Source organism: Gemmatimonadaceae bacterium (assembly GCA_035633115.1).
In the GTDB taxonomy this organism is placed as follows: domain Bacteria; phylum Gemmatimonadota; class Gemmatimonadetes; order Gemmatimonadales; family Gemmatimonadaceae; genus UBA4720.
The window spans coordinates 1-25,657 of the sequence record DASQFN010000031.1; the positions used below are offsets into that span (position 1 = coordinate 1).

Below are 25,657 nucleotides of genomic sequence, written 5' to 3' on the forward strand. Positions count from 1 at the left end.
GGTCGAACTAGAACCGTGACCCGACTCCAAAATTGAAACAGGACAACCAGGGCGAAGGAATTTGCGGCGCGCTAAAGCCGCCGCCGACACGAAGCTCGCGCGCACCGCCAAACCCAAGCACGTCGTCCAGCTCTGCGTTTACTCGGAGATGATCTCGCGCGAGCAGGGCGTCCGTCCCACGCACGCGCACGTGATGCTCGGCGACGGATCTGAAATCACGCTCAGGCTGCACGACTACCTCCACTACTGCAACCGCGCCCGCGAGCGATTCGATCGCTTCGTCTCAGCCAACGAGCGCGTCACGACCGCCGAGCGCTGTCCTCAGTGCCAGTTCTGCCACTGGTCGGAGCGATGCGACGACGAATGGGACAAAACAGGAAACCTGCGACTCGTTGCGGCACTCAGTGGTGCACAGGCGAAGAAGCTTCGCGCCGCGGGCATCACGACGATCAATGCGCTGGGTGACCTCGATGCGAGTGCCACCATAACAAGAATGCAGGAGTCGACCCTCGAGCGACTCCGTTCGCAGGCGCGTCTTCAGATGGTGAAGCGAACCACCGGCGAGAATCGCGTCGAGGTCTTGCCTCCCCTGGAACGACGCGGATTCGCGCGCCTGCCGGAGCCGAACGAAGGCGATCTCTTCTTCGACATGGAGGGCGATCCGGTTTTCTCCGCAAAGGGTTCGCTCGAGTACCTGTTCGGCTTTCACTACAAAGAGGCGGGTGAGGATCGCTATAAAGCATTCTGGGCCCGCGACCGCGACTCCGAAAGAATGGCGTTCGAGGACGCGCTCGACTTCATCACCATGCGGATCGAGAAGTATCCGGACGCGTTCGTGTATCACTACGCCTCGTATGAGCAGACGGCGCTCAAGCGCCTGGCGAGCGAATACGGCGGCTCGAGCAGGCACGAGAGCGCGATCAAACGTCTCGCACAGTCCTACGGAACGCGCGAGAACGAGGTGGACGACCTGCTCCGCGATCGCAAGCTGGTTGACCTGTATAAGGTAGTGCGCGAGGCGGTACAGACTTCGGAGCCGCGATACTCCCTCAAGAATCTCGAAGTTTTCTTCACGCTCAAGCGAACGCAGGAGATCACGAGCGGTGGCGACAGCATCGTCGCCTTCGAGAACTGGCTGAAAACCGGCGATGACTCATTGCTCCAGCAGATCGAAGACTACAACGCGGTCGATTGCCTCTCGACCCGTCTGTGCCGCGACTGGCTGATCTCGCTTCGTCCCCCCGAGACGACATGGTTCAACCCGGAAGCAGAAAGAGCCGCCGACGAGGCCAAACGCGACGAGGAAAATGAGAAGAAACGCCGAGATGATGACGTGCGTGTGCTTGCGCTTCGTCACGCGCTTGTCGCCGGCGTTGAGGGAGATGAGCTCGAATGGCGTGAGCTGCTCGGCTACCTCCTCGAATATCACCGGCGTGACGCGCGAAAGGAGTGGTGGGATTTCTTCGATCGGCTCGAACCCGCCCACGATCACATCGAAGATGTTGAATGCATCGGCGGCCTCACGGTCGACAACGCACATCCGCCGAGGCCGGAGAAGAGGTCAATGATCTGGCGACTCAAATTTCCCGAACAGGATTTCAAGCTTCGCGTCGGGAAGACGCCGGTTCGCGTTGACACGCGCAAGGGAGCTGGTGAGATCACTGCGCTGAACGAGACGGAGCGGTGGCTCGAGCTGAAGGTCGGCCCCAGCAAGCCTCGGTTCAACGAGACGACGGCTTTGGTCCCCAGCGGTCCCATCAAGGACGCGCCAATGCGTGAAGCGCTCCGGCGTTACGCCGACGCTGTAATCGCCGGACGCGCGGACGAGTATTCGGCTGTGACGAGCATCCTGCGGATGGAGCGGCCGCGACTCGAAGGCACGGTGATCCTCAACGGAGATGGCGATCTACTGAGCCAGACCGTGGATGCCGTTGCGAGGATGAACCACACGCATCTCGTCATCCAGGGTCCGCCGGGTTGCGGAAAAACGTTCACCTCCGCTCACGCAATCGTATCCCTGCTCGCCGACAACAAGCGGGTGGGTGTCATGTCGATGTCGCACAAGGCAATCAATCTTCTGCTGGAGACTGTGGAGAAGGTCGCCCTGGAGCGCGGAGTACAATTCACCGGAGTAAAGCGCTCGACCGACGATGAGCAGTTCCTCAACAGCGCTGTCATAGAGGAGGCGAGCGACAACAACGTAGTCTTCGACGGCGATCACGCGCTGATCGGCGGCACCGCCTGGCTTTTCTCGCGCCCCGAGCTCGACAAGAAACTCGACTATCTCTTCGTTGACGAAGCAGGCCAGGTGAGTCTCGCCGATGTCGTAGCGACGGGACTTTGCGCCGACAACATCGTCCTCGTCGGCGACCAGATGCAGCTGCCGCAGGTGTCGCAAGGCCAGCATCCGGGAGGCAGCGGCGTCTCGGGGCTGGATTATCTCATGGGTGCCTGGGCGACGGTGCCGTCCGATCGCGGCGTTTTCCTCGAGCGCACGTGGCGGATGCACCCTCGGCTCTGCCGCTTCGTGTCGGACGCGTTCTACGATGGAAGACTCGAGTCCGCCGAGTGCACCTTTGGCCAGATGCTGGAGCTGAATGACGACTGTGACGGCGTGCTCGCTCCGTCAGGCCTTCGGTTTGTGCCGGTTGAGCACCATGACAACGCGCAGAGAAGTGTCGAGGAGGCGACGGCGGTGGACTGTGCGTATCGAGCACTTCTTGGTCAGCCATGGATCAATGAGAAGGGCGAGCGGCACCTGATTACGACGGAAGACATTCTCGTCGTGAGCCCTTACAACATGCAGGTGAACCTGCTGAAGCGGACATTGCCGGCAGGTGCCCGCGTGGGAACGGTGGACAAGTTTCAGGGGCAGGAGGCGGCGGCAGTTCTGATATCGATGGCCTCATCGAGCGCGGACGAGGCCCCCCGCGGAATTGATTTCCTGTTTTCCAGAAATCGGCTGAACGTGGCGCTCTCGCGGGCGCGATGTCTCTCGGTGATCTTCTGCTCGCCTACCCTGCTCGATCTCGTCTGCGCGGATCTGGAGCGGATGAGACTTGTGAATACGGTGTGCTGGGCGAAGGAATTCGCAGGAGGCTGAGTCGCTAAGAGTACCAACTCTTAGAGCGTTGCCCGGCCAAGTATTCACGTTTGGGTAATCCGCTCCCGCAGCCACGTCGTGACCGCAGGTTGGCTCAGCTCATTTCGCGCGATCGCAAGGACGAACGCCAGCAGCTCGGCCTTGGGAACGTTCAGCTCGTGCCCATTCAGTCGAAGGAACGTGAGCGGCGCCGCGAGTGCAATCCGCTTGTTGCCATCCACGAAGCCCTGGGCTTGGGCGAACCCGCAGAGATATGCGGCGGCGAGTGCCGCAACGTCGGAATCCGGCTCGTCTCTGTTGAGCTGTTGCGGCTTGTGGAGAGCGGAGCCGACCATGTTTTCGTCGAGGATTCCATGGGATCCACCAAAAAGCTCCACCTGACGCACATGCATCAGCTGGAGCACTTCCATGGTTATCCAGCGAAGATCCTTCACTCAGCCAGAGTCTGAAACACCTCACGATACTGAGCAACGAGCTCCTCGTGATGCTTCAAAGCCTCGAGGGTCGCGGGATCTACGGTCGTCACCACGAAGCGACCGGCTCCGTCCTCGATCCAGTAAAGAGGGTCGCCAGGATTTGCACCGAGACGTCGAGCGACCTCGTTCGGTATCGATGTAACGATCGAACCGCCCTGCACGCGGGTATTGCTGGTCAGGATCATGGCTCCTTCTCAAGTTGGATGATTTTGTTACATAAAAGTAACACATCCACACCTTGAGGTAAACCCTACGTGGTCAACCGCCCTGCGGCCACGAGGAATGCGGTTATACTAATGGTATGAAAACCGCCGTCTCCCTCCCCGACGCCGTGTTTCGCGCCGCCGACCGCCAGGCGAAGCGATCGCAAAAATCCCGAAGCCAGTTGTATGCAGAAGCGCTGGCCGAGTACCTGAGCCGTCATGCCCCCGACGAGGTTACCGATGCGATGAACCGTGTCGTCGACCACCTCGATGAGCCGCGCGATCCATTCGTGCTCGCCGCGGCGCGCTCGGTGCTCGAACGCGCCGAATGGTAGAGGTTGCGCAAGGCGAGATCTGGTGGGCGGACCTGCCCGGCCCGACAGGCTCAGCGGCGGGATTTCGGCGACCGGTAGTGGTAGTTCAGGGTAATCCGCTGAACCGCAGCCGGCTCGCGACAGTAGTGTGCGTCCCGCTCACAAGCAACCTGACGTGGGAAGCCGCACCCGGGAACACATTCCTCCCGTCCAGACTGGCGGGCCTCCCGAAGGACTCGGTAGCCAACGCCACTCAACTGTTCGCAGTCGATCGCACCTACCTCGGCAAACGCATTGGAAAGCTGACCCCAAAGCGGCTCGAGCAGATATTGACGAGCATCGACGTAGTGCTGGGACGGTAGGCCAGATCCCGCGGCCGATGCCGTCCATCGAATCGGGCGGACAGGTCGTGCCGAACGCGAAGGCACCGCAATCACTCTCGCCGAGCGACGCGAATCGCGCATGCTCAGAATCGCATCTGAAGCGCCGCGTATATTGAAGAGGATTCTGAAGCAAGCGCGTATACCGTTCGTCGGAAGGTGACCAATGAGCCGATATCTGGTAATCATCGAAGAATCAGCGACTGGCTATTCCGCTTTTCTGCCGGACTTGCCTGGTTGCATCGCAACCGGAGCGACTCGCGAAGAAGTCGAGAATGCGATGCGGGAAGGTGTCGATTTTCATCTCGAAGGCTTACGCGAAGCCGGGGAGCCGCTTCCTCCCCCGCGTTCTACGGCGGCCTACGTCGAGGTTGCTGCACAGACCTAGCGCTGCATGACGCGGATTCGAAGTAGGAATCATCCTCCGTCGGGCTGCTCCACGCAGGCTCGCCATGGCCGGGCTACTGCATCGCCGGCGCTTCTATCACATTCGCACCTTTGTACGCGATCGGCACGATCCGGTATCGATAGACCATTCCGTGCTCGCCGACGACGTATCCCGCGGTTTTCGACGGCAGCGTGAACGCATTGATTGTCGCTGGAAACTTGAGCTGGCGTGTCATCCATCGCTTGCCACCGTCGGACGTATGGATGAATGTCCCGTATGGCGAGACGCCCCAGCCGAGTCGCCCGTCTACGAAGCGGAGCTTGGCTGCCTTTCCGCCTTCGAGAACGGCGCCCGCGACACCAGTCCACGTCTTTCCGCCGTCGCGGGTCGCGTAGATCTTCCCGCCCCACATTCTGATGAAGCCGTTGTTCTCATCGAGGAACACGACGTACTCGGCGCTTACGTTCGGCTCGGGGATCGTCGACGTGGTCCACTCAGCCCCGCCGTTGGTTGTCTTCGCGACCACGAACGCAGTCGTGCCGACACCGCGACTCACAGCGTAGCCGATCTGCGGAGTCGCGAATGATACGCTCTCGAAGTGACAGCTCGAGTTTCGGCTGAGTCCCTGCACAGTCACGCTGACCTGGCACTTGTAGGCATTTGTCCAGGTCTTGCCGCCGTCCTTCGTGTGATAGATGTCCTCGCCGTAGAGGTACACGCCATTTTCGGCGGACGTGAACTGGTAATCACCGCGATGCTGGCCGACTGTCCCTGATTCGGTCCACGTCTCGCCGTCCATGGTGCGATAGAGTCGGTGGTCACCGCTGGCTTTGCCCTGAACGGCGAATACGACTCTGTCCTTCACGAACCGAAGGTCCACGATCGGCCGGTCCGCTCCTTTCGGGTCTCCGCCGAGCTGGGCTGTCCAAGTCTTTCCGTGATCGCGCGTGAAGAGGATCGTTCCCGCCGCGCCCGCCGCCCATCCGACCGAGTCGTTCACGAACACCACGTCGTGGAGCTCGAGATCCTGCGGGTAGTTCACCGCCTCGAAGATCGCTTTGAATTTCGGTTGTGTCGCTGCTGTGCGACTTTTTTGTTGGGCCGCCCCGGAAGCAGAGATAAGGAAAAACCCAACGAAGAGAGAGAGGAGAGTGTGTGGTGGACGAGTCATGGTTTGGCCTCCAACGGATGCTCGTTTTTGCCGCTGATCCCGCTATGTCCAACTGTTTATAGCACGGACTATCGGGGGCCGGAAGATCTGGTCTGCGCAGATCTCGAAAGGATGAAAGCCCCTGGCATTGGCGATGTCGATGCCGACGAGCTTCCCGCTTCGTCATGATCGAGAACCACACCGTCGGAGACTTCGCGGCTCTCAACGCTGGTCTGCCCCGACAGGTCGATGTAAAGCGAGTCCGTATCAGGATAGTAAGTGACTTTCATCGTCGGAACCCGAGTCCGGCGCGCTAGAGCTTCAAGAGAACGTTCAGGATCCGCTCGACTTCCTCGATGCGAGGGTACGTCAGATCCCCACGATAGCGCAGCAGTCGTTCCTTCGAGACAGAGCGGACCGCTTCCACCATGATGTAGCTGTCCGACTCCAGACCCGCCTCCCCCTTCGGAACAAGGACGTGCGACGCAATCCGCCGATTGGTACGTGTGAGCGGGATAGCGATGACGAGCTCCGCCGGGCCCTGGTTGAACTTGTCGACGGAGTTGATCATCGCCGGGCGCGAGCCTTCCTGCTCACGCCCTCTCGTCGGACTGAACTGAACTTGCCACACCTCGCCTCTTGAAGGTTGCTGACTGCGCTCTCATGGTTCCCGGGGACAGTTCTTCAGTCGCTCGGGATTACCCGGTTGAAAGAGGTGCGTTTTCGCCAAGCGGATGGGACGATATTGTCCCGGTGGACCGGCGCGGCACTCGTCTACGCCGGGGGCACGACCACAAATGACGAAGTTGTGTTTGGGGAGCCAGACGACCTGATACTTCTCGGCGCCCGATCTCTCGAAGGACTCAACCCGCGCGTCGATCCAGTAACCATGCAGCTGGTCGATGCGGGGCCAGCACCGGCGCCTGTCGCAGCATAGACCGCGGTTACGCGCTCACCACTTTGCGCAGAGTGTCGGCGTCCAGATTGCTCCCGGTGAGAATCACACACACCGTTTGACCCTCGAGCTCCTCCCTGAGCTTGAATACTCCAGCGAGGCCCACGGCGCCCGCCGGCTCCACGAGATTGTGCGTGCCGCTCAAGATCAATCGCGTTGCATCGATGATCTCTGCCTCGCTCACGGTGACGAATCCCGCCAGCCCATCGCAGAGAGCGCGGAACGTCATCTCGTACGTCTTCGCCGTCGCGATCCCGTCGGCGAGCGTTCGCGGCGGAATCGGCGGTGACGGAGCGCCGGCCTTCCACGACTCGTATACTGCGGGAGCACCCGATGCTTGAACGCCGAACACCCTGACGTTCGGCCGAAGCTCAGACAGAACAGCAAGCGCACCGACCGTCTGTGACCCGCCGCCGACAGCGAAGACCATCGCGTCGAGATCGTCCGCCTGCTCCAGAATCTCGAGCGTTATCGTGCCCGCACCGGCGACGACGTCGCGGTTGTTCGTCGAGTGCACCAGCGTCAGGCCTTCGTCCCGCGCAATTCGCTCCGACTCGGCAGCCGCCTCGTCGTACATCGTGCCGTGTTCGATTAGCCGAGCGCCGAGGGCTGTCATTGCGGCGTTCTTGTCGGGGTTGTTTCCGGCAGGCACGACAACAGTCACGGGAATCCCCAGCTCCCTTCCGGCGTAAGCCACGCCCTGCCCATGGTTGCCGGTCGAACCGCACACAACGCCACGCTCGCGCAAACGCGGCGGCAATGCCGTCATTGCAGACAAGCCGTTTCGAATCTTGAACGCGTTCGTCGGCTGATGATTCTCGTGCTTCACGAGCACGCGGATTCCGTGGCCGACAGCGGCATCGAGCGCCGGGTAGGAACGGAGCGGCGTTCGATCGATGAATGGCCGAATCCGCTTCTCCGCGGCGCGCACATCATCGAAAGTCACCGGATAAGTAGAGCTGCTCCGCGGCATAAGATCTCGATCCAGTGTTAGCGCGTTGTTACCTCCTCAAGGATCACTTCAGGGTGGCGTTCAGCGATTTGCAAAAGTCGCAGCGCTGCCCCGCTCGGCTCGTTTACGCCCTGTTCCCAGGACTTTACCGAGGCTGAGCTAACATTTAGTGCATCTGCAAAGACTGGCTGCGAGAGCTTCATCAACTTTCTAAGCCGAGCTATCTGGATCGCCCGATATTTCGGTGCCGGCGTTGCTTTCGCGCGGCGAGCAGTCACAGTTCGGACGGTTGCACCCGTCTTCTGTCCCGCCTGAAAAGCTATTGCCTCATCGAGTGCTTCAATGATGGCAGCTCCCATCGAGATGCCCGCCGATCGTTTCGTCTTCTTCCTGGTCTTCGTCGTCTTCTTCATGTTCGTCGCCTCAGTCGTGGAACTGCCCAGTCGTGTTATTTGCTACTCCTCCTTAAGTCTCGCAACCATCCCCCGGATTATCTTCTTCTCCGGCTTCGTGATGTTCTCACGAACGTTCTTAGGGAAAACCCACAGCAAATACACCGTTTCAATGTCCTCCACATACAGGTAGAGGACTCGCGCACCTCCGCGTTTACCCCGCTGTCCAATGCGCGCCCGAATCTTCCTGACGCCGCCCGTCTCAGCAATAACCGGTGCGCCTTTTGGATTCCCTGCTATGTCTTCCTCCAAATCCCGCTCATCGTCGTCCGAAAGCAAGCCTCTCACGGTTCGATCAAATGTTTTGAGCCTGACAAAATGGACATCGGTTAGCGAGCCTGGCATGGTCATACTATAGTATCGAATAGTATACTATGCAATAGTATACTACTGGACTTGCGTGGCGACCCATGATCGTATCCTTGAGCTCGACAAACGTCCGAGGCCACTGTGTCAGAACGCTCCGCTCGCTTGAACTGATTCTCAGGGGTAGCTTGGTGACCGTTCAAGCCCATCGGATGTTCGACGCATGGAGCTACGCGACCGCCTCCAATCGACCCTCGGCTCCGCCTATTCCGTCGAACGCGAGCTCGGCGGCGGCGGCATGTCGCGAGTCTTCCTCGCCCGCGAGCTCTCCCTCGGCCGCAATGTCGTCGTAAAAGTCCTGAGCGGCGACCTCGCCGCGGGGCTCAGCGCCGAGCGCTTTGCAAGAGAAGTCCGGCTGGCTGCATCCCTCCAGCATCCCAACATCGTACCAGTCCTCACCACCGGCGTCGCCGACGGCATCCCCTACTACACGATGCCATATGTGCGCGGAGAATCCCTACGGGCGCGAATCAAACAGGGGCCGATTCCACCACGCGAGGCATACTCTCTTCTCCGCGACGTCGCACGCGCACTCCAGTACGCGCACAGCGAAGGGGTCATCCACCGCGACATCAAACCCGAAAATGTTCTGCTCTCGGGTGACGTCGCCGTTGTCACCGACTTCGGAATTGCAAAGGCAATCTCGGTAGCGCGGACGTCGTCGTCAGGCGATGGCGAACCGCAAAGCGGACTGACACTCACCCAGGCCGGCTCCTCCATCGGCACGCCGGCGTACATGGCGCCGGAACAGGTGGCGGGCGACACGCTCGATCATCGAGTCGACATCTACGCCTGGGGAATTCTCGCGTACGAGATTCTCGCCGGAGCGCATCCGTTCGCAGACAAGACCTCAGCCGCCCAGCTCATGGCTGCGCATGTGAGCCAGCCGCCGGTTCCGTTGATCGAGCGCGCTCCTCGCGTTCCGCAGCAGCTCGCGCAGCTCGTGATGCGCTGTCTGGAGAAGATCCCCGACGCGAGGCCATCATCCGCCGCCAACCTGCTCGAAGACCTGGATACGGCACAGGGGTCTGGCGAGCAACGGTCGCTCCCTGCCGCACTCCGGCGTCGCTCCGTCACCGCTGCCGGCGCGCTCTTCCTCGTGATACTCGTCGCGATCGGAGGATACTTCTTCGCCACCCGGGCGCGAAAGCCAGCAGCACCAGCTCAAAGAAGCTCCGTCGCGGTCCTCCCATTCGCCGCCGGCGATTCTGCGAACGCCTATTTCGGTGAAGGAATAGCGGACGAGCTGACGACCGCCCTCGGGAAGGTCCCTGGCCTGCGCGTCACCTCGCGCACTTCGGCATTTGCACTCGGCCGAAGACGCGACCTGGACCTACGCGAGATCGCAAGCCGCCTTGGAGTCTCCACGGTTGTCGAAGGAACCGTCAGACGAGAAGGCGGGCGCCTTCGCGTTACTGCGCAGCTCACGAACGCGACCGATGGGCTCACCTTGTGGAGCGAAGTCTACGATCGCGACTCCAGGGACGTCTTCGCCGTTCAGGACGACATCACCAAGGCGATCGTGGCCGCACTTCGGCCCGAATTCGCCGGCGCCGGCGCTGGTGCGTCACTTAGAGCAGGACCTGGCACATCGAATCCGACCGCATACGACCTCTACCTGCGCGGGCTCTATCTCATCGAGCACCGCGGCGCAGGCGTTCCGCGTGCCGCGGAGTATTTCACGCAGGCAATCCAGCACGACACCACGTTTGCCCGAGGCTACGCCGCGCTCGCTCAGGCGCTTGTGTTCTTTCCGTATTTTGCCGGTGTCGCGCCGCACCGAGTCGAGGCACGCGTGCGCGCAGCAGCCGAAAAAAGTCTGGAGCTCGACCCCACGCTCGCGGAGCCGAGGGTGGCGCTGGCCATGTTGCATTGGCATGCGTTCCGATGGGACGAAGCCGACGCCGAATTTCGAAAAGCAATTGCGGCCGACTCAACGTCGCCGGTCGCGCACACGCAATACGGCCGGTTTCTCGCCAACCTCGCGGACCTTCCCGGCGCGCTGAGAGAATTCCGTACTGCTCGCGCGCTCGACCCGCTTGCACCAACCGCATCGGTCTGGCTGGCCCATACCCTGTCACTGATGGGCGATCACGCAGCTGCCTGGGAAGAAAGCAAGCGCGCAAGAGAGCTCGATCCCAATCTGTTCACGGCCCGCACTCTGCTCGCCTGGGATCGAGCCCGGACGGGACACCTGGACGAGGCGCGGACGATCCTCGGTGAACCGATTACGGTCTCTTCATTCGTCGGCATGAGTGCGTATGCTCTCCAGCTCGTTGGTGATACCGCCCGCGCTGCAATAGTTCGACGGAAACTCGCGGCCACACCAGATACGACGTATGCGATTCACACAGGAAGGGCTTACGGGTATCTCTCAATCGGGGATACCTCGCGGGCGTTGTCGGAGCTCGAGGCCGGTCTCGACCAGGGTGAGCTGGTGCCGCAACACATTCTGTTCGTGGAGCCGGTGCTCGATGGTGTCAGGCATAGCGCCCGTTTCGCGGCAATCGTGCGGCGAGTCGGACTCGACCCGCGCACGTTCACCGGACCGGTTAAAGGAAGACCGGCGCGCTGAATTAAACTCGTGGCAGGCAGAGGGCGAACGTGCTTCCCTTACCCGGTTCGCTTGCCACCGACAGATCTCCACCCATTGCATGCGATGTCGCACTTGACGGCAAAATCTCCCCTACGACTCCCGAGGTGCGGCGCTCATCCGCTTTTCAGTCCGACACGCTGCAACAGCCCATCGAACCGGGGATCAGACCGCAATGGATCAAGCCGCGGCTCGATCTTGAGATAGCGTACTGAGCCCGAGCGCTCAGAAACCGCCCTGTCGAGCCACAGAAATGCGTCGTCCTTTTCTCCCATCGCCGTGTAAACAAGCGCGATGAAGAACGGGCTGATGGGCTCCTTTGAGTCCAACAGCCCCTTCAGCACGCGTCGAGCTTCGTCAGTCCTTCCGGCCAACGCCTGACTCCGCGCAAGCGACGCGAGGTAGTTCGGATTTCCCGGCCGCAGCTTGAGCGCCTGCTGGTAGGCAGCCGTCGCTTCGGCCAGCGACCCCTTTTGCTCGTACGCCATTCCCATTATCCAGTACGAAGTCGCGAACTGGGGCTCGAGGCGAAGCGTCTTCTGCTCCTGTTGAATCGCGCGATCGTACTGGCGCGCCCCGTAATAAGCCATCCCCATATCCGCGCTCATCCTGGCCGACAACGGGTCGAGCTGCTCCGCACGCTTCATCGCCGCTACGGCCTGATCGACCTTCCCGACGGATGTGAGCGCCAGCGCGTACCAGTGATATGTCGCCGCCTGCTCAGGGTCGAGCTCCAGCGCGCGCCTGAACTCCGCCTCGGCTTGATCCCATTTCCACTCATGAAGCAGCACATGCGCCAGCGACGTGTGCGCCTCGGCCAGCGTCGAATCGAGCGCAAGGGCGCGCATTGCTGCCGCTCTCGCGCGCGGGTTCGCCTCCTCCGGTGGCAGAATTTCGTAATCGAAGAGACTGATATACGCGTCCGCCATTCCTGAATACGCGTCGGCGAACGCAGGGTCGCGGCGGATTGCCTCCTCGAAATACCGGATCGATTCCTTGAGGCCATCGGGGGTTCGCTTGTTCCACGCATAACGGCCTCGCAGGTACCGATCGTACGCTTCGAGATCGGAGGTTCCGTGACGCGCCCCCGCAGCGCGGGCGGACCCCGTGTCGAGCTTGACGCGAAGCGCTCCGACGATTGCACGCGTTATGTCGTCCTGAACACTGAAGACATCGCGCACCTCGCGCTCATAGCTGTCGCTCCATCTCACAAGACCGTCGCTGGCGCTGGTGAGCTGAGCGCTCACGCGCAGACGGTTGCCTGCTCTGCGAACCGTTCCTTCGAGAACCGAGCCGACGTTGAGCGCGCGTCCCACTTCGCGCGCGTCGACCCGCTTACCCTGGAAGGTGAACGCCGAGCTGCGGGCTGCCACTCGAATCGCGGGGATTTTCGCGAGCGCATTCGTCAGCTCATCAGCCATCCCTTCGGCAAAGTACGCATTCGCGGTATCACCACCGACGTTCTCGAACGGAAGCACCGCCAGAGACTCTACTCGGCCCGATACATTCGGCGCCGTCGTTCCACCGCGATTGCGAAGCGCGACGGCCGACGCAATCACGAGGGCAACGACTGCGATGGTGCCGCCAACCAGCAGGCGATTCCGAGTGAGCACAGGACTCGGCAGCGGGTGCTGTCCTGAGGAGCCAGCCACCGATTCCAGTCGCTCGACAATCTCGCGCGCTGACTGTGGCCTCTCGTCCGGATTCTTGGCGAGGCATTGCGTGACCAGTGCTGCAAGCGCGTGAGGCACACTCGGCTTCCCCGATTCCACGGGTGCTGGAGTCTCCATCGCATGCGCGATTGCAAGCTGATGCGACTGCCTGCCGGCGAAGGGAGTTTTTCCCGCGAGCAGCTCGTACGCGAGACAGCCGAACGAGTAGATGTCTGCGCGCCGGTCAGTCGCGGGATCGCCGAAGGCCTGCTCGGGAGCCATGTACGCCGGTGTGCCGATGCCCACGCCGGCTCTCGTAAGCGTTTCGCCGGAGCCGGCGGTTTGTGCCGCGCTCACCGCTTTGGCAATGCCGAAGTCCGTCACGACTGCGGCGTCTCCCGAAAGCAGGACATTCTCCGGCTTGATATCGCGGTGGACGACGCCCTGATCGTGGGCGTACCATAGGGCGCGGGCCACGTCGCGCAGGATCCGAACGCATTCGGGAACTGAGAGCGGGTCTCCGCTCGTCATGCGCAAGCGGAGCGACAAGCCCTCCACAAACGGCATCGTGTAGTACGGCAAACCTCCGGCATCGCCTGCTGCGTGGAGGGGTACGATGTTCGGATGTTGAAGATTGGCGGCAAGACGAATCTCGCGCGCAAAACGCTCCCCGCTGACGCCTGCCGCGAGCTCGGGTGCGAGAACCTTGATGACCACCTTCCGGCCGAGCGCAGTTTCGATAGCCACGAAGACGCGTGACATGCCACCGCCGCCGAGCTCGCGCTCCAGCGTGTACGTTGTTCCAAGCGCGGCTTGCAGCTGATCACGCAGGTTCATTACTGAACCGGCCACCGTGCTTTCAATTCTTCGATCAGCGCCACGGGCCGATCATGCTTTCGATCGATCGCCCGGTACACGATCGCCATGCCGCCGCTGCCAATCTCGGCTTCAACGGCGTAACAATCGCCGAGGGCGGCAGTGAGGCGGCGGCGGTCCGGGACCGGCTCAACCATTATCCATCCTGCGTCGGAGAAACCCGGTGAAAACCGCAAGTATCGCCATAGCCTTGGCCACGTTCAAGGCGCCGAGTTTTGATTGCTGATGAGCGCGAACGATGTTGCGTCCCGGGCCCGGGCGGCTGTATATCTATTGTAGATACGGCCGGCGGTCTGTTGAGGGAGATGAAATGGTTACTTCGGTTCAACGCTGGGGCAACAGCCTCGCGATTCGAATTCCCAAGGCATTCGCCGCACAGGCGCAGCTCAGCGAAAACACTGACGTCGACATTTCGCTGGAAGGAGACAAAATCGTCGTCACTCCCGCACGCCGCACGTGGAGCCTCCGCGAGCTCGTAGGCGATATTACTCCGGCAAACACACATCGCGAGATCCACTGGGGCGAGCGCACCGGCAAAGAGAGTTGGTGAAGCCCCCTGCGAAATCGCGCCCGTACGTGCCCGAGCGCGGAGATGCGGTCTGGCTGACGTTCGATCCTGCGGGTCATGAGCAGGCGGGACGGCGGCCCGCAGTCGTCCTGTCGCCGCGCGCATACAATGGTCGCAGTGGGCTCGCACTTCTCTGCCCCGTAACAAATCAGATCAAAGGCTATCCCTTCGAGGTAATACTCCCCGAAGGACTACCCGTGGCCGGTGCCGTTCTCGCGGATCAGGTTCGAAGTCTCGACTGGCAGGCGCGACGCTCAACCCGAATATGCTCGCTCCCCGCAGACACGATGGACGAGGTCCTGGGAAAACTGGAGCCGCTGCTACAGCGGTAGCGCCCTCAACCCACCGCTCTCGCAAGTCCTCGATGAGCTGATTGAATCTCTTGTCGTCCCTCGACGACTCCCGTAACAGTGGCCGGGCATGGCAATGACGATGTCAGCCCACGTACATTGAAGAGTATCCTGAAACAAGCCGGCCTCGAAAAACCCCGGCTGAGGGGAGATAAATGAGCCGCTATCTCGTAATCATCGAACTGACTCTAAATTGAAGGTTCAGGGCTCTCCCAACGCCTCACATCTCACCAATGGTCACAGCATGACAGACATCACTGATTCGATCCATCCGCGCCGACGATTCATCGGCCGAGCCGCGGCGGCAGTTGCCGCGCTCACGGGCTTCCCCGGACTCCTTCGCGCCAACACCAGCGCCGATGATTCAAAACACGACGCCTGGATGGGCCAGCTCAAGGGAAAACATCGCCAGCTCTTCCACGCCATCGACCTGAACGACAGGGCGATGCTGATGGCGAACAATTATCTCGACGCCTACCAGAATGAGTTCGCCGAAAAGCCCGGCGAGGCGAGCGCCGTGATCGGGGTTCACGGCCCGGCCCTCTATCTCGGGTTCAAAGATGCGGCGTGGACAAAGTATGCCTTCGGCAAGGCTGCGAATCTCATCGATCCCGCAACCAAAGAGCCGTCAGTCCGGAATATTTTCGCGACGGGCGGAGAGCTGGCCGTCGACACAGCGCAGAAGCGCGGCATCCTGTTCCTCATCTGCAACACCGCGCTTCGCCTTCGGTCGCGCGCCCTCGCGAAAGAGCGGGGTGAGACGTACGAGGTGGTTTACAAAGACCTCGAGGCGTCGCGGCTACCCGGCACCATTCTCGTTCCCGCATTGGTCGTCGCCATCAACCGCGCGCAGGAAAAGGGCGTGACCTACGTCAGAGTGTAAGAGTACGCGACACGGTTGGGATGCTCGTCAGCACGGCATCGAGCTCCCAACCGGTACGCGATCACGCTGATTGGCGCTGAGCACACCGATCATCTCTCGAGCCGCCGCTTGAGCGCTCGAAGCAAAACGACATCATCCAGATCTCTCGGCCGGCCCGCAGCTTCTTTCGACCGAATGATGTCGTCGAGCGAGGCTGCCTGAAATTCAACTCCGAAGGCCTCGAACCGTTCGGCACCTCTGATGAGATCGTCGTAACCCTTCGTCCCGGCCGGCATGAATGCAAGGTCAACCCTTCCGGCCTTTGTCACGAGATTCCACATCGCTGCCCGACTGAGCGTCGCCGCGGAGCAGTCGAACGCGAGCCCCTGAGGCACCGACTCAGTGTACACCCGGGCATCGAGCTCGCGAAGCGCCGCTGCCAGTCGGTCGAGGTTCCGCTTGTCGCTCGCCGGCGTGATGTCGGCATCGGCTGTCAATCTGGGGAAACCGTGGAGTCGCGCCGCCAGAGCACCTATCAGGATGAATCGAACGCGATGAGTGTGAAGGGCGCGGAGTAACCGCTCGGGATCAAACGCGGCAACATCAGACACGACGCGCCGCGGCGAGGAAGCGACTCACGTGCGCCGCCTCGAGGAGGCGTTCCTCCGGAGTCAGGCGGAGAATCCGCGCGACATCGTCGAGCTCCGACCGGTCGAGCCTGCGAATTCTTTTCAGCTCGGGCACCACGTTGAACCCCGCTGCGCGGAGCAGCCGCGCGAGCGTATGCCATGTCGGACTGGTTTCGCCTAGCTCGACGCGCGCCACAACGGACTGCGCCGTGTGCGCCTTCCGCGCAAGGTCGCGCTGGGTCATGCCCGCCTGGAGCCTGGCGGTCTTCAACAGCTGAGCGACATCGTTGCGGGCCATAGCGAATGATAGCTAATTAGCTATCAATTGTCGAGCGCGCCGGCTCCATAGGTCTTTCCGCAGGCGTGCTGATGGCCGGTCATATTGAGGATGAGCGCCACCCATCAGGGCATCTATGACGGAGGTTTCAAAGAGATTCGGCGGTTTATCCGGATTGAGTCGTACTGGCGTAAATGCCAGAGCGCACAACCGAACCTCTCATCTTTCTAGTTTTTAACAACAAAAAAATCCACATGCTGAGTGGCGGTTCGCCTGCGCGGGAGCCAGCTCGGAGACAATCCGGATAATCCGCCGAATCCTTTCGAAACCTCCTTCATAGATGCCTGATGGCCGCGCAGATCAAGGGACGAATAGCGCTCCGTGCGGCATCGCCATGCCCTTCACTGCGTTCGGCCAGGTGTCACGTTTGTAGCTGACCCCGGGCTTCGCCGCGCCGGGATCGCGAAATGCCTCGTCCCACGACAAACGGCCGGTTGACTTGTCGAGATTCGCGATCAACACCATCGGGGGACCGTCGGCCTGATCGGTGACCACGACGCGATCGCTCCGCGGATCCGACGCAATCCAGTGTGGGAAGAAAGTCGAATCTGTTTGAAACGATGCGATTTCCTTCGGATTCGCAGGGTCGGAGATGTCGATTGTCGCAAACCGGTGCGCGTAGGCAATCGGCATTATCCAGAATTTTCTCGCGATCAACGGCACGGAACACCCGATGTTCGCCGGCTGAGGCAGGGCGAGCACGCGCGTGATCTGCGGTTCGCCGTCGAGACCGGTCAATCGATAAAAGCCACAGTAGTAGCTGTTCACGAGCACCGATCCGTCTTCGAGCGCGCGCAGCTCGAACGGATACCTGTGCGAGGAATCTCCCGCCACCTCGGGGACTGGCAATGTCTTGAGCAGCTTCAAATCGGATAGACGCCACACCTGGACGACGTCAGCCGCTCGCTCGCTGTCCATCGGCGAGCTCGTGGTCACGACGCGATCGATCTTCGGAAGAGCAGCGAGGGCATACGTTCGAATTCTCGCGCCCGGGAACGCCGGATCACGCGACGATCCGCTGCGAACGAGCTTGCCCTGCGGGTCGAACTCGGCGAGACCGCCAGGATCTCCGGTGACTTTGCCGTCGCCGAACTGATAGCTCGCGAGAACATTCCCATTCGGCAGTCGAAGGAACGAATGAACCCTTCGTCCACCGGGAACCTGCGCAACGCGGCCGCTCGATTTCGGGTTCCTCGGATCGCTGAAGTCGATCAGGAACGACTTGTCGCCGGTGAAATCGTTTGCGAACAACGGTCCCTTTGCGGGAAGCTCGAACTCCGTGTGATGCGGCATCAGCCCGCTGGAGTCGACTGTCTGAGCAGCGATGACTGATCCGTACGTTTTGCTGGTCGGATCGGCGTCGAGCACGGTGATCATGTTGAGTCCGGCAGTCGAATCGTGGCCAGTGCCCGCCCACACATACAAGTAGCGTGATGGTCCGCTCGCGCTCGATTCGGCGGTCGATTCGCCGTCCGGGCGAGCACAGCCGGCCACGACCGTCACAACAGCGAATACGAGCGAAATCCGGCCTTTGAAATCCGTCACCCCGAGCTCCCGTTTGAAATTGTGAACGGGGAGTTTGCAGCCAACGCCCCTCTTATGCAAACGGCTGTCGCGCCCATCAAGCATCTATGACGGAAGTTTCGAAGAGATTCGGCGGATTTTCCGGATCGAGTCGTACTGGCGTACAGGCTAGTGCCCGCAATCGGACGTCTCTCTGTTTTGTTGTTAACAACAAAAACAGTCGCCAGGCTGAGTGGCGGTTCGCCTGCCTTGGCGCCAGTTCGGAAACAATCCGGATAATCCGCCGAATCCCTTCGAAACTTCCGACATAGATGCCGGCCAAGGGCGCAGAAGCCGGGTGAGCACAGATGATGGCTGAAACCGTGGGCGCGGGGTAAGGCAAACGACCTAGTCGGGCACACCAAGAACCGATCGGACCCTCGCCGAATACGGTGATCGCCCAATTCCTGCCACCGCGCCAAAACACGAAGACTTCGGCCAACAGACAATCCGTCTCCCCCGAATCGAGGAAAACCATGCGAACGCGAACCTACCTTGCCCGGTGGTCCGTCATCGTCCCCGCCATCGCAGTGCTCACCGCCTGCAGCGACGCCGTTTCACCCACAAGTCCGCGCGCCGCGCCGGACCCGACAGCTACCCTCGTGGCCACCGACGGCTCCATTCCAGGCAACTATATAGTTGTTGCCAACTGGAGCGCCGACGTTCTCGCGCTCACCGCGCAATACGGCATCGAGCCGAAGTACGTGTACGAGCATCTCATCAACGGATTCGCGGCTGCCTTCCCCACGGAAGTCGCGAACGCACTCGCTGCCGATCCGCGCGTCCTCAAAATCTCGGTACAGCGCCAGTACTCGAAGGTCGAAACTGTCACCCAGGCGCATGCTACGTGGGGCATCGACCGCATCGACCAGCGCGCGCTGCCGATGGACTCGAGCTACTCCTACGACTTCACGGGAGCCGGCGTCACCTCGTACATCATCGACACCGGGATCCGTTACTCGCACAGCGAGTTCGAGGGGCGAGCCGTGCGCGGGTTCGACGCCTTCGCCGCCGACCCAGCCGATCCCCTACTCGGCTACGACGGGTCGGGTGATTGCGACGGGCACGGCACCCACGTCTCAGGTACGGTAGGTGGAAAAACGTGGGGCGTCGCCAAGAAGGTGAAGCTGGTCGGCGTCCGAGTGCTGAACTGCGCCGGTTATGGATCGGATGCAGACGTCATCGCCGGAATGGACTGGGTCGCGAAGAACGCAACCCTTCCCGCCTCGGCCAACATGTCACTCGGCGACGTCGTCCCGACCAAGACGCTCGGAACCAACGGCCCGGTTGACGACGCGGTCAAGGCACTCATCGCTTCGGGCGTGACGCTCGCTGTCGCTGCCGGCAACGGCTGGGGCAATGGGACCGTTGGCGCCGACGCGTGCATGTTCCCGATCTCGAACGTCCCCGAAGCGATCACGGTCGCGGCCAGCACGAAGACTGACACGCGTACGACGTGGACGAACTACGGCGCATGCATCGACGTCTTTGCGCCGGGCTCGAGCGTAATGTCGTCGACGTTCGACAACGACACATCGTTTGGCACGAAGAGCGGCACATCCATGGCGGCCCCGCACGTCGCCGGCGTGGCGTCCCTGATTCTTCAACAGGCACCCGGCGCCACACCGCAGCAGGTGCGCGACATCATCGTGAGCCAGGCGACGCAGAACATCATCCTGCCGACCACGACGAACAACGGTCACACGATGAACAGCCATCTGCTCTACAGCAGAGCGGTGGCGCCGGCCGCACTCGTTGGTAAGCCGCCGAAGAACCCCAAGCCGTGCACTCCGAAGCGGCAGCACAACGGAGAGTGCTGATCTAAATCGCTGCGGTGGTCAGTCGACGCCGCAGCGCACGGACATCGCCAGGGCATTCGGGCTCACATGGACGAAGCGCGATGCTCGCGGGGGGGTGGCACCATCGCCCCCTCGCCTGGCGAGGGTCGAAACTTTAAGCGCTGGTGCCACGGGTGAGGGAAGCGGTGTTTCGTGACGCGACCGCTCCAGCGTAGCCGCTAGCGAACCTCGAATGGCCGAGACGCTGCGCGATCCGGCGGCACTGGCCTTCCGTCCTCACCGAGCAAACCGGTAAACACGACTCGATAGGTACCTGCCGACATTCCGGTGGGGATATCGAAAAGCGCGTTGATCGACGCCCCTTTGGCGAGCGACCTCGCCTCCGCGGTGCAGGCACCGCCGGCCGTCGGCCACTCGAAAACCACGACCCAGCTGTTGTCCACCCTTCTCTCGAGGCGACGCTGACAGAGGTTGTACTCGATCGTCTTATCGGACGTATTCCGAATCGTCGCTTCGCCCGTGCTGCCACGGTTGTATTGATCTCTGTTCGTCGTGATCTGATAAGCACCCGACGAGCCGCCGCGACCGAGCAGACCGCCGCAGCCGCCGAGTGTAACCGCACCTGCGAGAAGTGCAACGAGCGCCGTTCGCATTTGAAACCGCATCTTGATCCTCCACTTTGAGATCTGCTGGGCGACGACTGCGAAACGATTCACTTATCGTACCAACCACTTCCCGCGTGCTCGGCGCCGACACCCGAAGGTCGCCGCGTACGTACATATTGTGCATTTTGTACGTTGTCGATAACTTGACTGTCATGACTCGTCTTCCTGCCACCGAAGCACGGATTCGATTCGCCGAACTGGTTAATGATGTCGCGTTTGGCGGCGAGCGTGTTGTATTGCAGCGGCATGGCAAAGACATCGCCGCCGTTGTGCCAATAGAGGATCTCGCTCTCCTCGAGGAGCTCGAGGACCGCATCGATCTCGACGCGGCTCGTAAAGCGCTTCGCGACAAGGAGCCCGCCATTGCCTGGGGCGCCTTGAAGCGCGAGCTGGGTCTCAAGCGCTAACGTCGCGCGGACGGGTAATTCTCCGCCGGGTCCCAAATCACAGGTCCGGACCGACCTCCGTATCGAATCGAGATCTCGGCGCGAGCGGCGTGGGAATTTCGAAAGCTCGAGCCGGCGGCTCATCGGCGGCTGAGTCGTAAGATCGATTCGCTGTCGCTGGACCCACGCCCGCCGGGCGTCAAAAAGCTATCGGGTAAGGAAGGCGTCTATCGTGTTCGGGATGGAGATTTCAGGATCGTCTACAGCATCGAGGACAGGAAGCTGCTGATTCTGGTGCTCTCAGTCGGCAACCGTCGCGACATCTACAAGCGTTGATCAAGAGCAGAGAGCGATGATTATCGTGTCAGTGCCATCGACCAATCACTGCCTGCCAGCAACCTTCACCGGCCTGAAATACCTCTGCACCGCAAGTTTCCCGATCGACACTCCCATCGCCTTCCCCGCATCCGCCGAAAAGCGATAATGCACTCCGGCCATGATGCGGGACTCGGAAACTTCATCGATGTATTCCTGCGCCGAGTGATATCTGCGGAGCATCGTCTTCTCCTGGTCGACGACGATCGGCGGCATTTTCTTCCCGAATTCCTGATCGATCACCGTCCCCACCGCTGCCGCTGAAAGGCAGTGGCCACACGGATACTCCGGATGTGCCGGAGTCGTTGCGATCATCGTTACCCACGTCGAATCGGCGGCGGTCGAATCGTTACCATCCATCGCGGCACTTCGGATGGCCGTAACCGGACGCCACAGGTTGTACGCGTACTTGCCGTCCATCATAGCGACGTATGAATCAGCCCACGCCATCTCCGCCAGGGCCAGGAAACGTGCATCGTCCACCAGGCTCCGCCCTGGTAATCCAATGAGCTGCCGCAGAATGAGTCGCACGTCACGTCCCGCCCAGAACATTCCGACGTCGCTCTGCTCGGCGCTTCGGGCCTTGCTCCCCTTGGAGCCAATCGCCTTGATCTCGTTGTAGTCGCGCACCCATGCCGCACTCTTGAGCGCCGGTGGAGGCGGGGGCCTGAGCTCATCCGGCTTCTTCATCACCCAGGGGCTCTGATGTGCCCAGACCATTCCGATCTGACGAAGTGTCGGCACATAGACCCCTGCGGTTGCAGGCGACATGAACGGATCCTTTCTGTCGGCCTTCGAATTTGCCCGGGCGGCGAGAACTGCCGCAGCTGCCTGTCGTCCCACCGCAGCTCCGTTCTCTCGCGAAACGCTGTCCTTGATCAGGGCAAGTGAAGACTTTAATGCGGAATCGAACGCCGATTTCTGGTCCGCGCAAAGTTTGACGAGAATACCGTGGGCGGCGGTCGCCGCCGCAGCGTCCATCGAGCTGCCGGGAGCGGCGACTATCTTTGCGGTGTACGGCGTGTACTTGCCGGCTATCGCGTTGATTGCCTCGAACATCGCGACATGCATCATCGCGTATTCGTCGGTCTGCGATGCGTCTTCGCACTTGTCAGCCTGATCGCGCCAATGGAGGAGCACGTTGTTCACCACTCCGGCGGACGTGATTGCCGGGAGGAGCAAAACTGTGAGAAGTATGAACGGTAGGAATCGGCGGGCACGATCGGAGTGCATGACTATCTCCTGACTACCGGCAATGCTCTTATCTGCCGTCAATGAGAGAAAGCTCAAACGGATTCGGCGGATTATCCGGATCGAATTGTACATGCGTAAAGCTCTTCCGCAACAGACGATCAACGAACCGCGCTCACCTTTCCCAGGTATCGATCGAGCCAGTCGAGCGTCTCGCGAATCATCTCCTCTCGCGGAAGAAAGTGCTGCGTGGGATAAATCCTTCACGTCCATGATGACGTGATCGCGATACGCACTTCCACGGCGTGTGCTTGAATGCCCGTCACGGATGAGGAAACGGAGCTCAGCCCTGGCTGGGTAGCGCAACAAGGGGATCGCCTTCACCTTTGCTAGCCGATCCCCCATGCAGACCGACGCACTCGAGCGCGTCACGCGCACACTCGCCGACCGCTACCACGTCGAACGCCTTATCGGCGAAGGCGGGATGGCGACGGTGTATCTCGCGCGCGATCTCAAACACGACCGCGACGTCGCCCTCAAGATCCTGAACCCCGAGCTCGGCGCGGTACTCGGGACGGACCGCTTCCTCGCTGAAATCCGTGTCACGGCCCGGCTTCAGCATCCGAATCTCCTCCCGCTTTTCGACAGCGGCGACGCCGAAGGAATCCTGTTTTACGTGATGCCGTTCGTCGAGGGCGAGTCGCTGCGGGCACGTCTCGAGCGTGAACGACAGCTCCCGCTCGATGAAACGATTCACATCGCCGCCGCGGTGGCAAACGGGCTCGACTACGCCCACGACCACTCCGTCATCCACCGCGACCTCAAGCCCGAGAACATTCTTCTTCAGTCCGGCCAGCCGCTCATTGCCGACTTCGGGATTGCGCTTGCCGTTACCGTCGCCGGTGGCCAACGCGTAACCCAAACCGGCCTCTCGCTCGGCACGCCACAGTACATGTCGCCCGAGCAGGCGACGGGCGACCGTCAGATAGATAGACGCACCGACATCTACTCGCTTGGCGCAGTCGTGTACGAGATGCTCACTGGTGAGCCGCCTCACACGGGCGGAACCGTTCAGGCTATTGTCGCGAAAGTTCTCACCGAGAGGCCGAGGCGTGTGAGGCTCATGCGGCCGAGCGTGCCGGAGCATGTGGAGCAGGCGATCGACTCCGCGCTGGAGAAAGTGCCGGCGGACAGATGGCAGAGCGCCGGAGATTTCGCCGATGCACTGCGCGGGCGCGCGCGGACCCTTCCATCGACGAGTCGCAGCTACAGTGCAGCAGAGGCTTCGGCCTCCGCGCGAACACTCGGGTCGCGGCTGCGTGATCCTATAGTGGTGGCGGCCGTTGCTCTGGCAGTGGCTGCTTCCGGATTCGCCGCGTGGAGCTCGATGAAAAGCGAGCCGCAGGCGTTGTCAGGACCCGTCCGCTTTGCTTTCGCTGCTCCCGAGGAGGTCGCGTCGGTGATCGGAACCCTGGACATCTCGCCGGATGGGCGCAACATCGTCTACCTGGCGAGCGTCGGGGGAATGAACGCGCTTGCACTGCGGTCGCTCGACTCGCTGGCCCCGCGACTGCTCGAGGGTGTTACAGCTCCCGAAAGTCCGACTTTTTCTCCTGACGGCCGGTGGGTCGCATTTCTGTCAGGGTCAGCCTTGAAAAAAATCTCTGTCGATGGCGGTCCAGTCATCACGCTCACGGAATGGACGCGCCCGAGAATCGGCCTCTATGCCATTCGATGGAGCGACGACGGGATCCTCGTCGGATCGGAGCGCGGATTGTTTCTCGTTCCTCCGAGCGGAGGAGAGCCGCGTCTGTTCGCGCCGATCGATTCAGCGCGCGGCGAAACCTTTCGCGCCGGTCCCCAGCCGATTCCCGGCACGCACGCGGTGCTCTTCGCGTCGGGCAGGGCAGCGCCTAGCCCGCCCCGGATCGGGGTTACGATCGTTCCGACCGGAAAGACCAAGGATCTCGGGATTCTCGGATTCAACGCGCTCGGTGTTGTAGCGGGGCACCTCCTGTACCTCGCGAACGAAGTCGTCATGGCCGTTCCCTTCGACCTGAAGAAGCTCGAGACGACGGGAACCCCTGTGCCGGTCCTCGACCGTGTAAATGGAGTCGGACAGATTGCTCTCTCGCAAGCCGGAACGCTCGTGTATCGCATGGGATCGGGAGCGGACCAGCCGTCGCTCGTTTCCCGCGACTCGGTACAGCCATTATTGCCTGTGGGACGCTATACGCACGCCGCGTATTCTCCCGATGGGCGGCGCATCGCCCTGTCGTTACTGGACGGCGACAAGATTGACATTGCAGTGTACGACATCGCGGCGCGATCTCTCACTCGTCTTACAACTGACGGCTCAGGTAACGATCGTCCCGAATGGACTCCGGACGGCACGCGAATCATCTATCGGTCGACGCGTCAGGGCAAAGAGGCACTGTGGTGGCAGCCGGTTGATGGAAGCGGTCCGGCCGAGCTTCTTCTCGAGCGGCCCGGCGGCGTTCAGGAGGGGGTGATTACGCCGGACGGAACGACGCTGATCTATCGCACGATCAGGCCGGTCACGGGTCGCGACATTCTCGCGCGGCGACTATCAGGCGATACGACCAGCCGGCTGATCGTCGGGACCGAAGCCAGTGAGTCGCACATCGCCGTTTCTTCCGATGGGAGATTTCTGGCGTATCAGTCCAACGAATCGGGAAGGGCTGAAGTTTTCGTTCGGTCGCTTCAGGGCGCCGGGGCGCGCTGGCAGGTCACTAACGATGGCGGAGCCAGTCCGGTGTGGTCGCGAGACGGCAGGAAGCTTTTCTATTTCAGCGGGCGAACCATCGCATTCGCGCGTGTTTCGACCGACGGCGGCCGCTTTGCCGTCGTTTCGCGGGACACGCTCGCCACCGGCTCGTACTTTCGTTCGCCCAGCCACCGCTCCTTCGATGCCACGCCCGATGGCAATCAAGTGCTCGCGTTGGTGTTCGCGGGTGGTGATGTCGTTCCCGTTGTTGTCCTCAACTGGGTGACAGAGCTCAGACAGAAGCTCGCTCGTTAGCCGTCGACGGCGCGCCCCCGTCGCTTTTA

General features: G+C 61.4%; 26 protein-coding genes. 12 read left to right on the forward strand and 14 right to left on the reverse strand.

Translation table 11 applies throughout. The features are described from left to right. Window positions 1-61 precede the first annotated feature (61 nt). Window positions 62-3,103 (forward strand): TM0106 family RecB-like putative nuclease, encoded by a 3,042-nt coding sequence (locus tag VES88_02945; GenBank protein HYN80432.1) that lies wholly within the window; start codon window positions 62-64, stop codon window positions 3,101-3,103. A gap of 44 nt (window positions 3,104-3,147) precedes the next feature. Here VES88_02945 and VES88_02950 read toward each other — a convergent pair whose 3' ends face one another. Both VES88_02950 and VES88_02955 read right to left on the reverse strand, forming a co-directional pair. Further along, on the reverse strand, window positions 3,148-3,513 hold the full coding sequence (locus VES88_02950) for a type II toxin-antitoxin system death-on-curing family toxin (GenBank protein HYN80433.1): 366 nt from the start codon (window positions 3,511-3,513) through the stop codon (window positions 3,148-3,150). A gap of 20 nt (window positions 3,514-3,533) precedes the next feature. After that, the gene (locus VES88_02955; GenBank protein ID HYN80434.1) at window positions 3,534-3,764 is read right to left on the reverse strand and encodes an AbrB/MazE/SpoVT family DNA-binding domain-containing protein; all 231 of its coding nucleotides are present in this window, start codon (window positions 3,762-3,764) and stop codon (window positions 3,534-3,536) included. Between the two features lie 116 nt (window positions 3,765-3,880). Here VES88_02955 and VES88_02960 point away from each other — a divergent pair, with 116 nt between their 5' ends. The 3 genes from VES88_02960 to VES88_02970 all read left to right on the forward strand — a co-directional run bounded on the left by VES88_02960 (window position 3,881) and on the right by VES88_02970 (window position 4,864). After that, a complete protein-coding gene (locus VES88_02960) occupies window positions 3,881-4,117 on the forward strand; it encodes a hypothetical protein (protein HYN80435.1) in 237 nt (78 codons plus the stop codon). Continuing rightward, entirely contained in the window at window positions 4,111-4,458 is a 348-nt protein-coding gene (locus VES88_02965; protein HYN80436.1) for a type II toxin-antitoxin system PemK/MazF family toxin, read from the forward strand. Before VES88_02960 ends, VES88_02965 begins: the two co-directional genes overlap by 7 nt. A 184-nt stretch (window positions 4,459-4,642) precedes the next feature. Next, the gene (locus VES88_02970) at window positions 4,643-4,864 is read left to right on the forward strand and encodes a type II toxin-antitoxin system HicB family antitoxin (GenBank protein ID HYN80437.1); all 222 of its coding nucleotides are present in this window, start codon (window positions 4,643-4,645) and stop codon (window positions 4,862-4,864) included. Window positions 4,865-4,937: 73 nt separating this feature from the next. Here the strand turns inward: VES88_02970 and VES88_02975 are convergent, their stop codons facing one another. Together VES88_02975 and VES88_02980 are read right to left on the reverse strand one after the other, a co-directional pair. After that, complete coding sequence (locus VES88_02975; protein HYN80438.1) at window positions 4,938-6,035, reverse strand: YCF48-related protein; 1,098 nt, start codon at window positions 6,033-6,035, stop codon at window positions 4,938-4,940. Between the two features lie 292 nt (window positions 6,036-6,327). Next, window positions 6,328-6,645 (reverse strand): type II toxin-antitoxin system PemK/MazF family toxin, encoded by a 318-nt coding sequence (locus tag VES88_02980; protein ID HYN80439.1) that lies wholly within the window; start codon window positions 6,643-6,645, stop codon window positions 6,328-6,330. 84 nt (window positions 6,646-6,729) lie between these two features. Between VES88_02980 and VES88_02985 the strand changes: the two genes are divergently transcribed. Then, complete coding sequence (locus VES88_02985) at window positions 6,730-6,951, forward strand: hypothetical protein (GenBank protein HYN80440.1); 222 nt, start codon at window positions 6,730-6,732, stop codon at window positions 6,949-6,951. A gap of 7 nt (window positions 6,952-6,958) precedes the next feature. Here the strand turns inward: VES88_02985 and VES88_02990 are convergent, their stop codons facing one another. Genes VES88_02990 through VES88_03000 form a run of 3 tightly spaced genes read right to left on the reverse strand, consistent with a single transcriptional unit; the run spans window position 6,959 to window position 8,724 of the window. Then, a complete protein-coding gene (locus VES88_02990; protein ID HYN80441.1) occupies window positions 6,959-7,942 on the reverse strand; it encodes a threonine/serine dehydratase in 984 nt (327 codons plus the stop codon). A 17-nt stretch (window positions 7,943-7,959) separates the two neighbouring features. Then, on the reverse strand, window positions 7,960-8,334 hold the full coding sequence (locus tag VES88_02995) for a helix-turn-helix domain-containing protein (protein HYN80442.1): 375 nt from the start codon (window positions 8,332-8,334) through the stop codon (window positions 7,960-7,962). A 42-nt stretch (window positions 8,335-8,376) separates the two neighbouring features. Next, window positions 8,377-8,724, reverse strand: coding sequence for a type II toxin-antitoxin system RelE/ParE family toxin (locus VES88_03000; GenBank protein HYN80443.1), 348 nt, complete (start codon window positions 8,722-8,724; stop codon window positions 8,377-8,379). Between the two features lie 178 nt (window positions 8,725-8,902). On the opposite strand from VES88_03000, the gene VES88_03005 reads away from it, so the two are divergent. Then, the gene (locus VES88_03005; GenBank protein ID HYN80444.1) at window positions 8,903-11,314 is read left to right on the forward strand and encodes a protein kinase; all 2,412 of its coding nucleotides are present in this window, start codon (window positions 8,903-8,905) and stop codon (window positions 11,312-11,314) included. Between the two features lie 134 nt (window positions 11,315-11,448). Here VES88_03005 and VES88_03010 read toward each other — a convergent pair whose 3' ends face one another. After that, on the reverse strand, window positions 11,449-13,821 hold the full coding sequence (locus VES88_03010; protein ID HYN80445.1) for a protein kinase: 2,373 nt from the start codon (window positions 13,819-13,821) through the stop codon (window positions 11,449-11,451). Next, window positions 13,821-13,997, reverse strand: coding sequence for a hypothetical protein (locus tag VES88_03015; GenBank protein HYN80446.1), 177 nt, complete (start codon window positions 13,995-13,997; stop codon window positions 13,821-13,823). Before VES88_03015 ends, VES88_03010 begins: the two co-directional genes overlap by 1 nt. Before the next feature lie 173 nt (window positions 13,998-14,170). Here VES88_03015 and VES88_03020 point away from each other — a divergent pair, with 173 nt between their 5' ends. The 3 genes from VES88_03020 (at window position 14,171) to VES88_03030 (ending at window position 15,661) form a co-directional block, all read left to right on the forward strand. Beyond that, entirely contained in the window at window positions 14,171-14,410 is a 240-nt protein-coding gene (locus VES88_03020; protein ID HYN80447.1) for an AbrB/MazE/SpoVT family DNA-binding domain-containing protein, read from the forward strand. Beyond that, window positions 14,407-14,760, forward strand: coding sequence for an endoribonuclease MazF (mazF, locus tag VES88_03025; protein ID HYN80448.1), 354 nt, complete (start codon window positions 14,407-14,409; stop codon window positions 14,758-14,760). The genes VES88_03020 and mazF overlap by 4 nt, the downstream gene beginning before the upstream one ends. A gap of 262 nt (window positions 14,761-15,022) precedes the next feature. Then, entirely contained in the window at window positions 15,023-15,661 is a 639-nt protein-coding gene (locus tag VES88_03030) for a hypothetical protein (GenBank protein ID HYN80449.1), read from the forward strand. Between the two features lie 89 nt (window positions 15,662-15,750). Here VES88_03030 and VES88_03035 read toward each other — a convergent pair whose 3' ends face one another. The 3 genes from VES88_03035 to VES88_03045 all read right to left on the reverse strand — a co-directional run bounded on the left by VES88_03035 (window position 15,751) and on the right by VES88_03045 (window position 18,151). Continuing rightward, window positions 15,751-16,137, reverse strand: a complete 387-nt coding sequence (locus VES88_03035; protein ID HYN80450.1) for a hypothetical protein — start codon at window positions 16,135-16,137, stop codon at window positions 15,751-15,753. A gap of 106 nt (window positions 16,138-16,243) precedes the next feature. Beyond that, on the reverse strand, window positions 16,244-16,567 hold the full coding sequence (locus VES88_03040; protein HYN80451.1) for a helix-turn-helix transcriptional regulator: 324 nt from the start codon (window positions 16,565-16,567) through the stop codon (window positions 16,244-16,246). Window positions 16,568-16,906: 339 nt separating this feature from the next. Beyond that, on the reverse strand, window positions 16,907-18,151 hold the full coding sequence (locus tag VES88_03045; GenBank protein ID HYN80452.1) for a hypothetical protein: 1,245 nt from the start codon (window positions 18,149-18,151) through the stop codon (window positions 16,907-16,909). Between the two features lie 494 nt (window positions 18,152-18,645). Here VES88_03045 and VES88_03050 point away from each other — a divergent pair, with 494 nt between their 5' ends. Then, window positions 18,646-19,989: a S8 family serine peptidase gene (locus VES88_03050; GenBank protein ID HYN80453.1), complete on the forward strand. Its 1,344-nt coding sequence runs from the start codon at window positions 18,646-18,648 to the stop codon at window positions 19,987-19,989. Window positions 19,990-20,186: 197 nt separating this feature from the next. Here the strand turns inward: VES88_03050 and VES88_03055 are convergent, their stop codons facing one another. Further along, complete coding sequence (locus tag VES88_03055) at window positions 20,187-20,684, reverse strand: immunoglobulin-like domain-containing protein (GenBank protein HYN80454.1); 498 nt, start codon at window positions 20,682-20,684, stop codon at window positions 20,187-20,189. A gap of 101 nt (window positions 20,685-20,785) precedes the next feature. Between VES88_03055 and VES88_03060 the strand changes: the two genes are divergently transcribed. Then, entirely contained in the window at window positions 20,786-21,040 is a 255-nt protein-coding gene (locus tag VES88_03060; GenBank protein HYN80455.1) for a type II toxin-antitoxin system Phd/YefM family antitoxin, read from the forward strand. A 360-nt stretch (window positions 21,041-21,400) separates the two neighbouring features. Here VES88_03060 and VES88_03065 read toward each other — a convergent pair whose 3' ends face one another. After that, window positions 21,401-22,720, reverse strand: a complete 1,320-nt coding sequence (locus VES88_03065) for a vanadium-dependent haloperoxidase (GenBank protein HYN80456.1) — start codon at window positions 22,718-22,720, stop codon at window positions 21,401-21,403. A 268-nt stretch (window positions 22,721-22,988) separates the two neighbouring features. Here VES88_03065 and VES88_03070 point away from each other — a divergent pair, with 268 nt between their 5' ends. Then, on the forward strand, window positions 22,989-25,628 hold the full coding sequence (locus VES88_03070) for a protein kinase (GenBank protein HYN80457.1): 2,640 nt from the start codon (window positions 22,989-22,991) through the stop codon (window positions 25,626-25,628). Window positions 25,629-25,657: the final 29 nt, after the last annotated feature.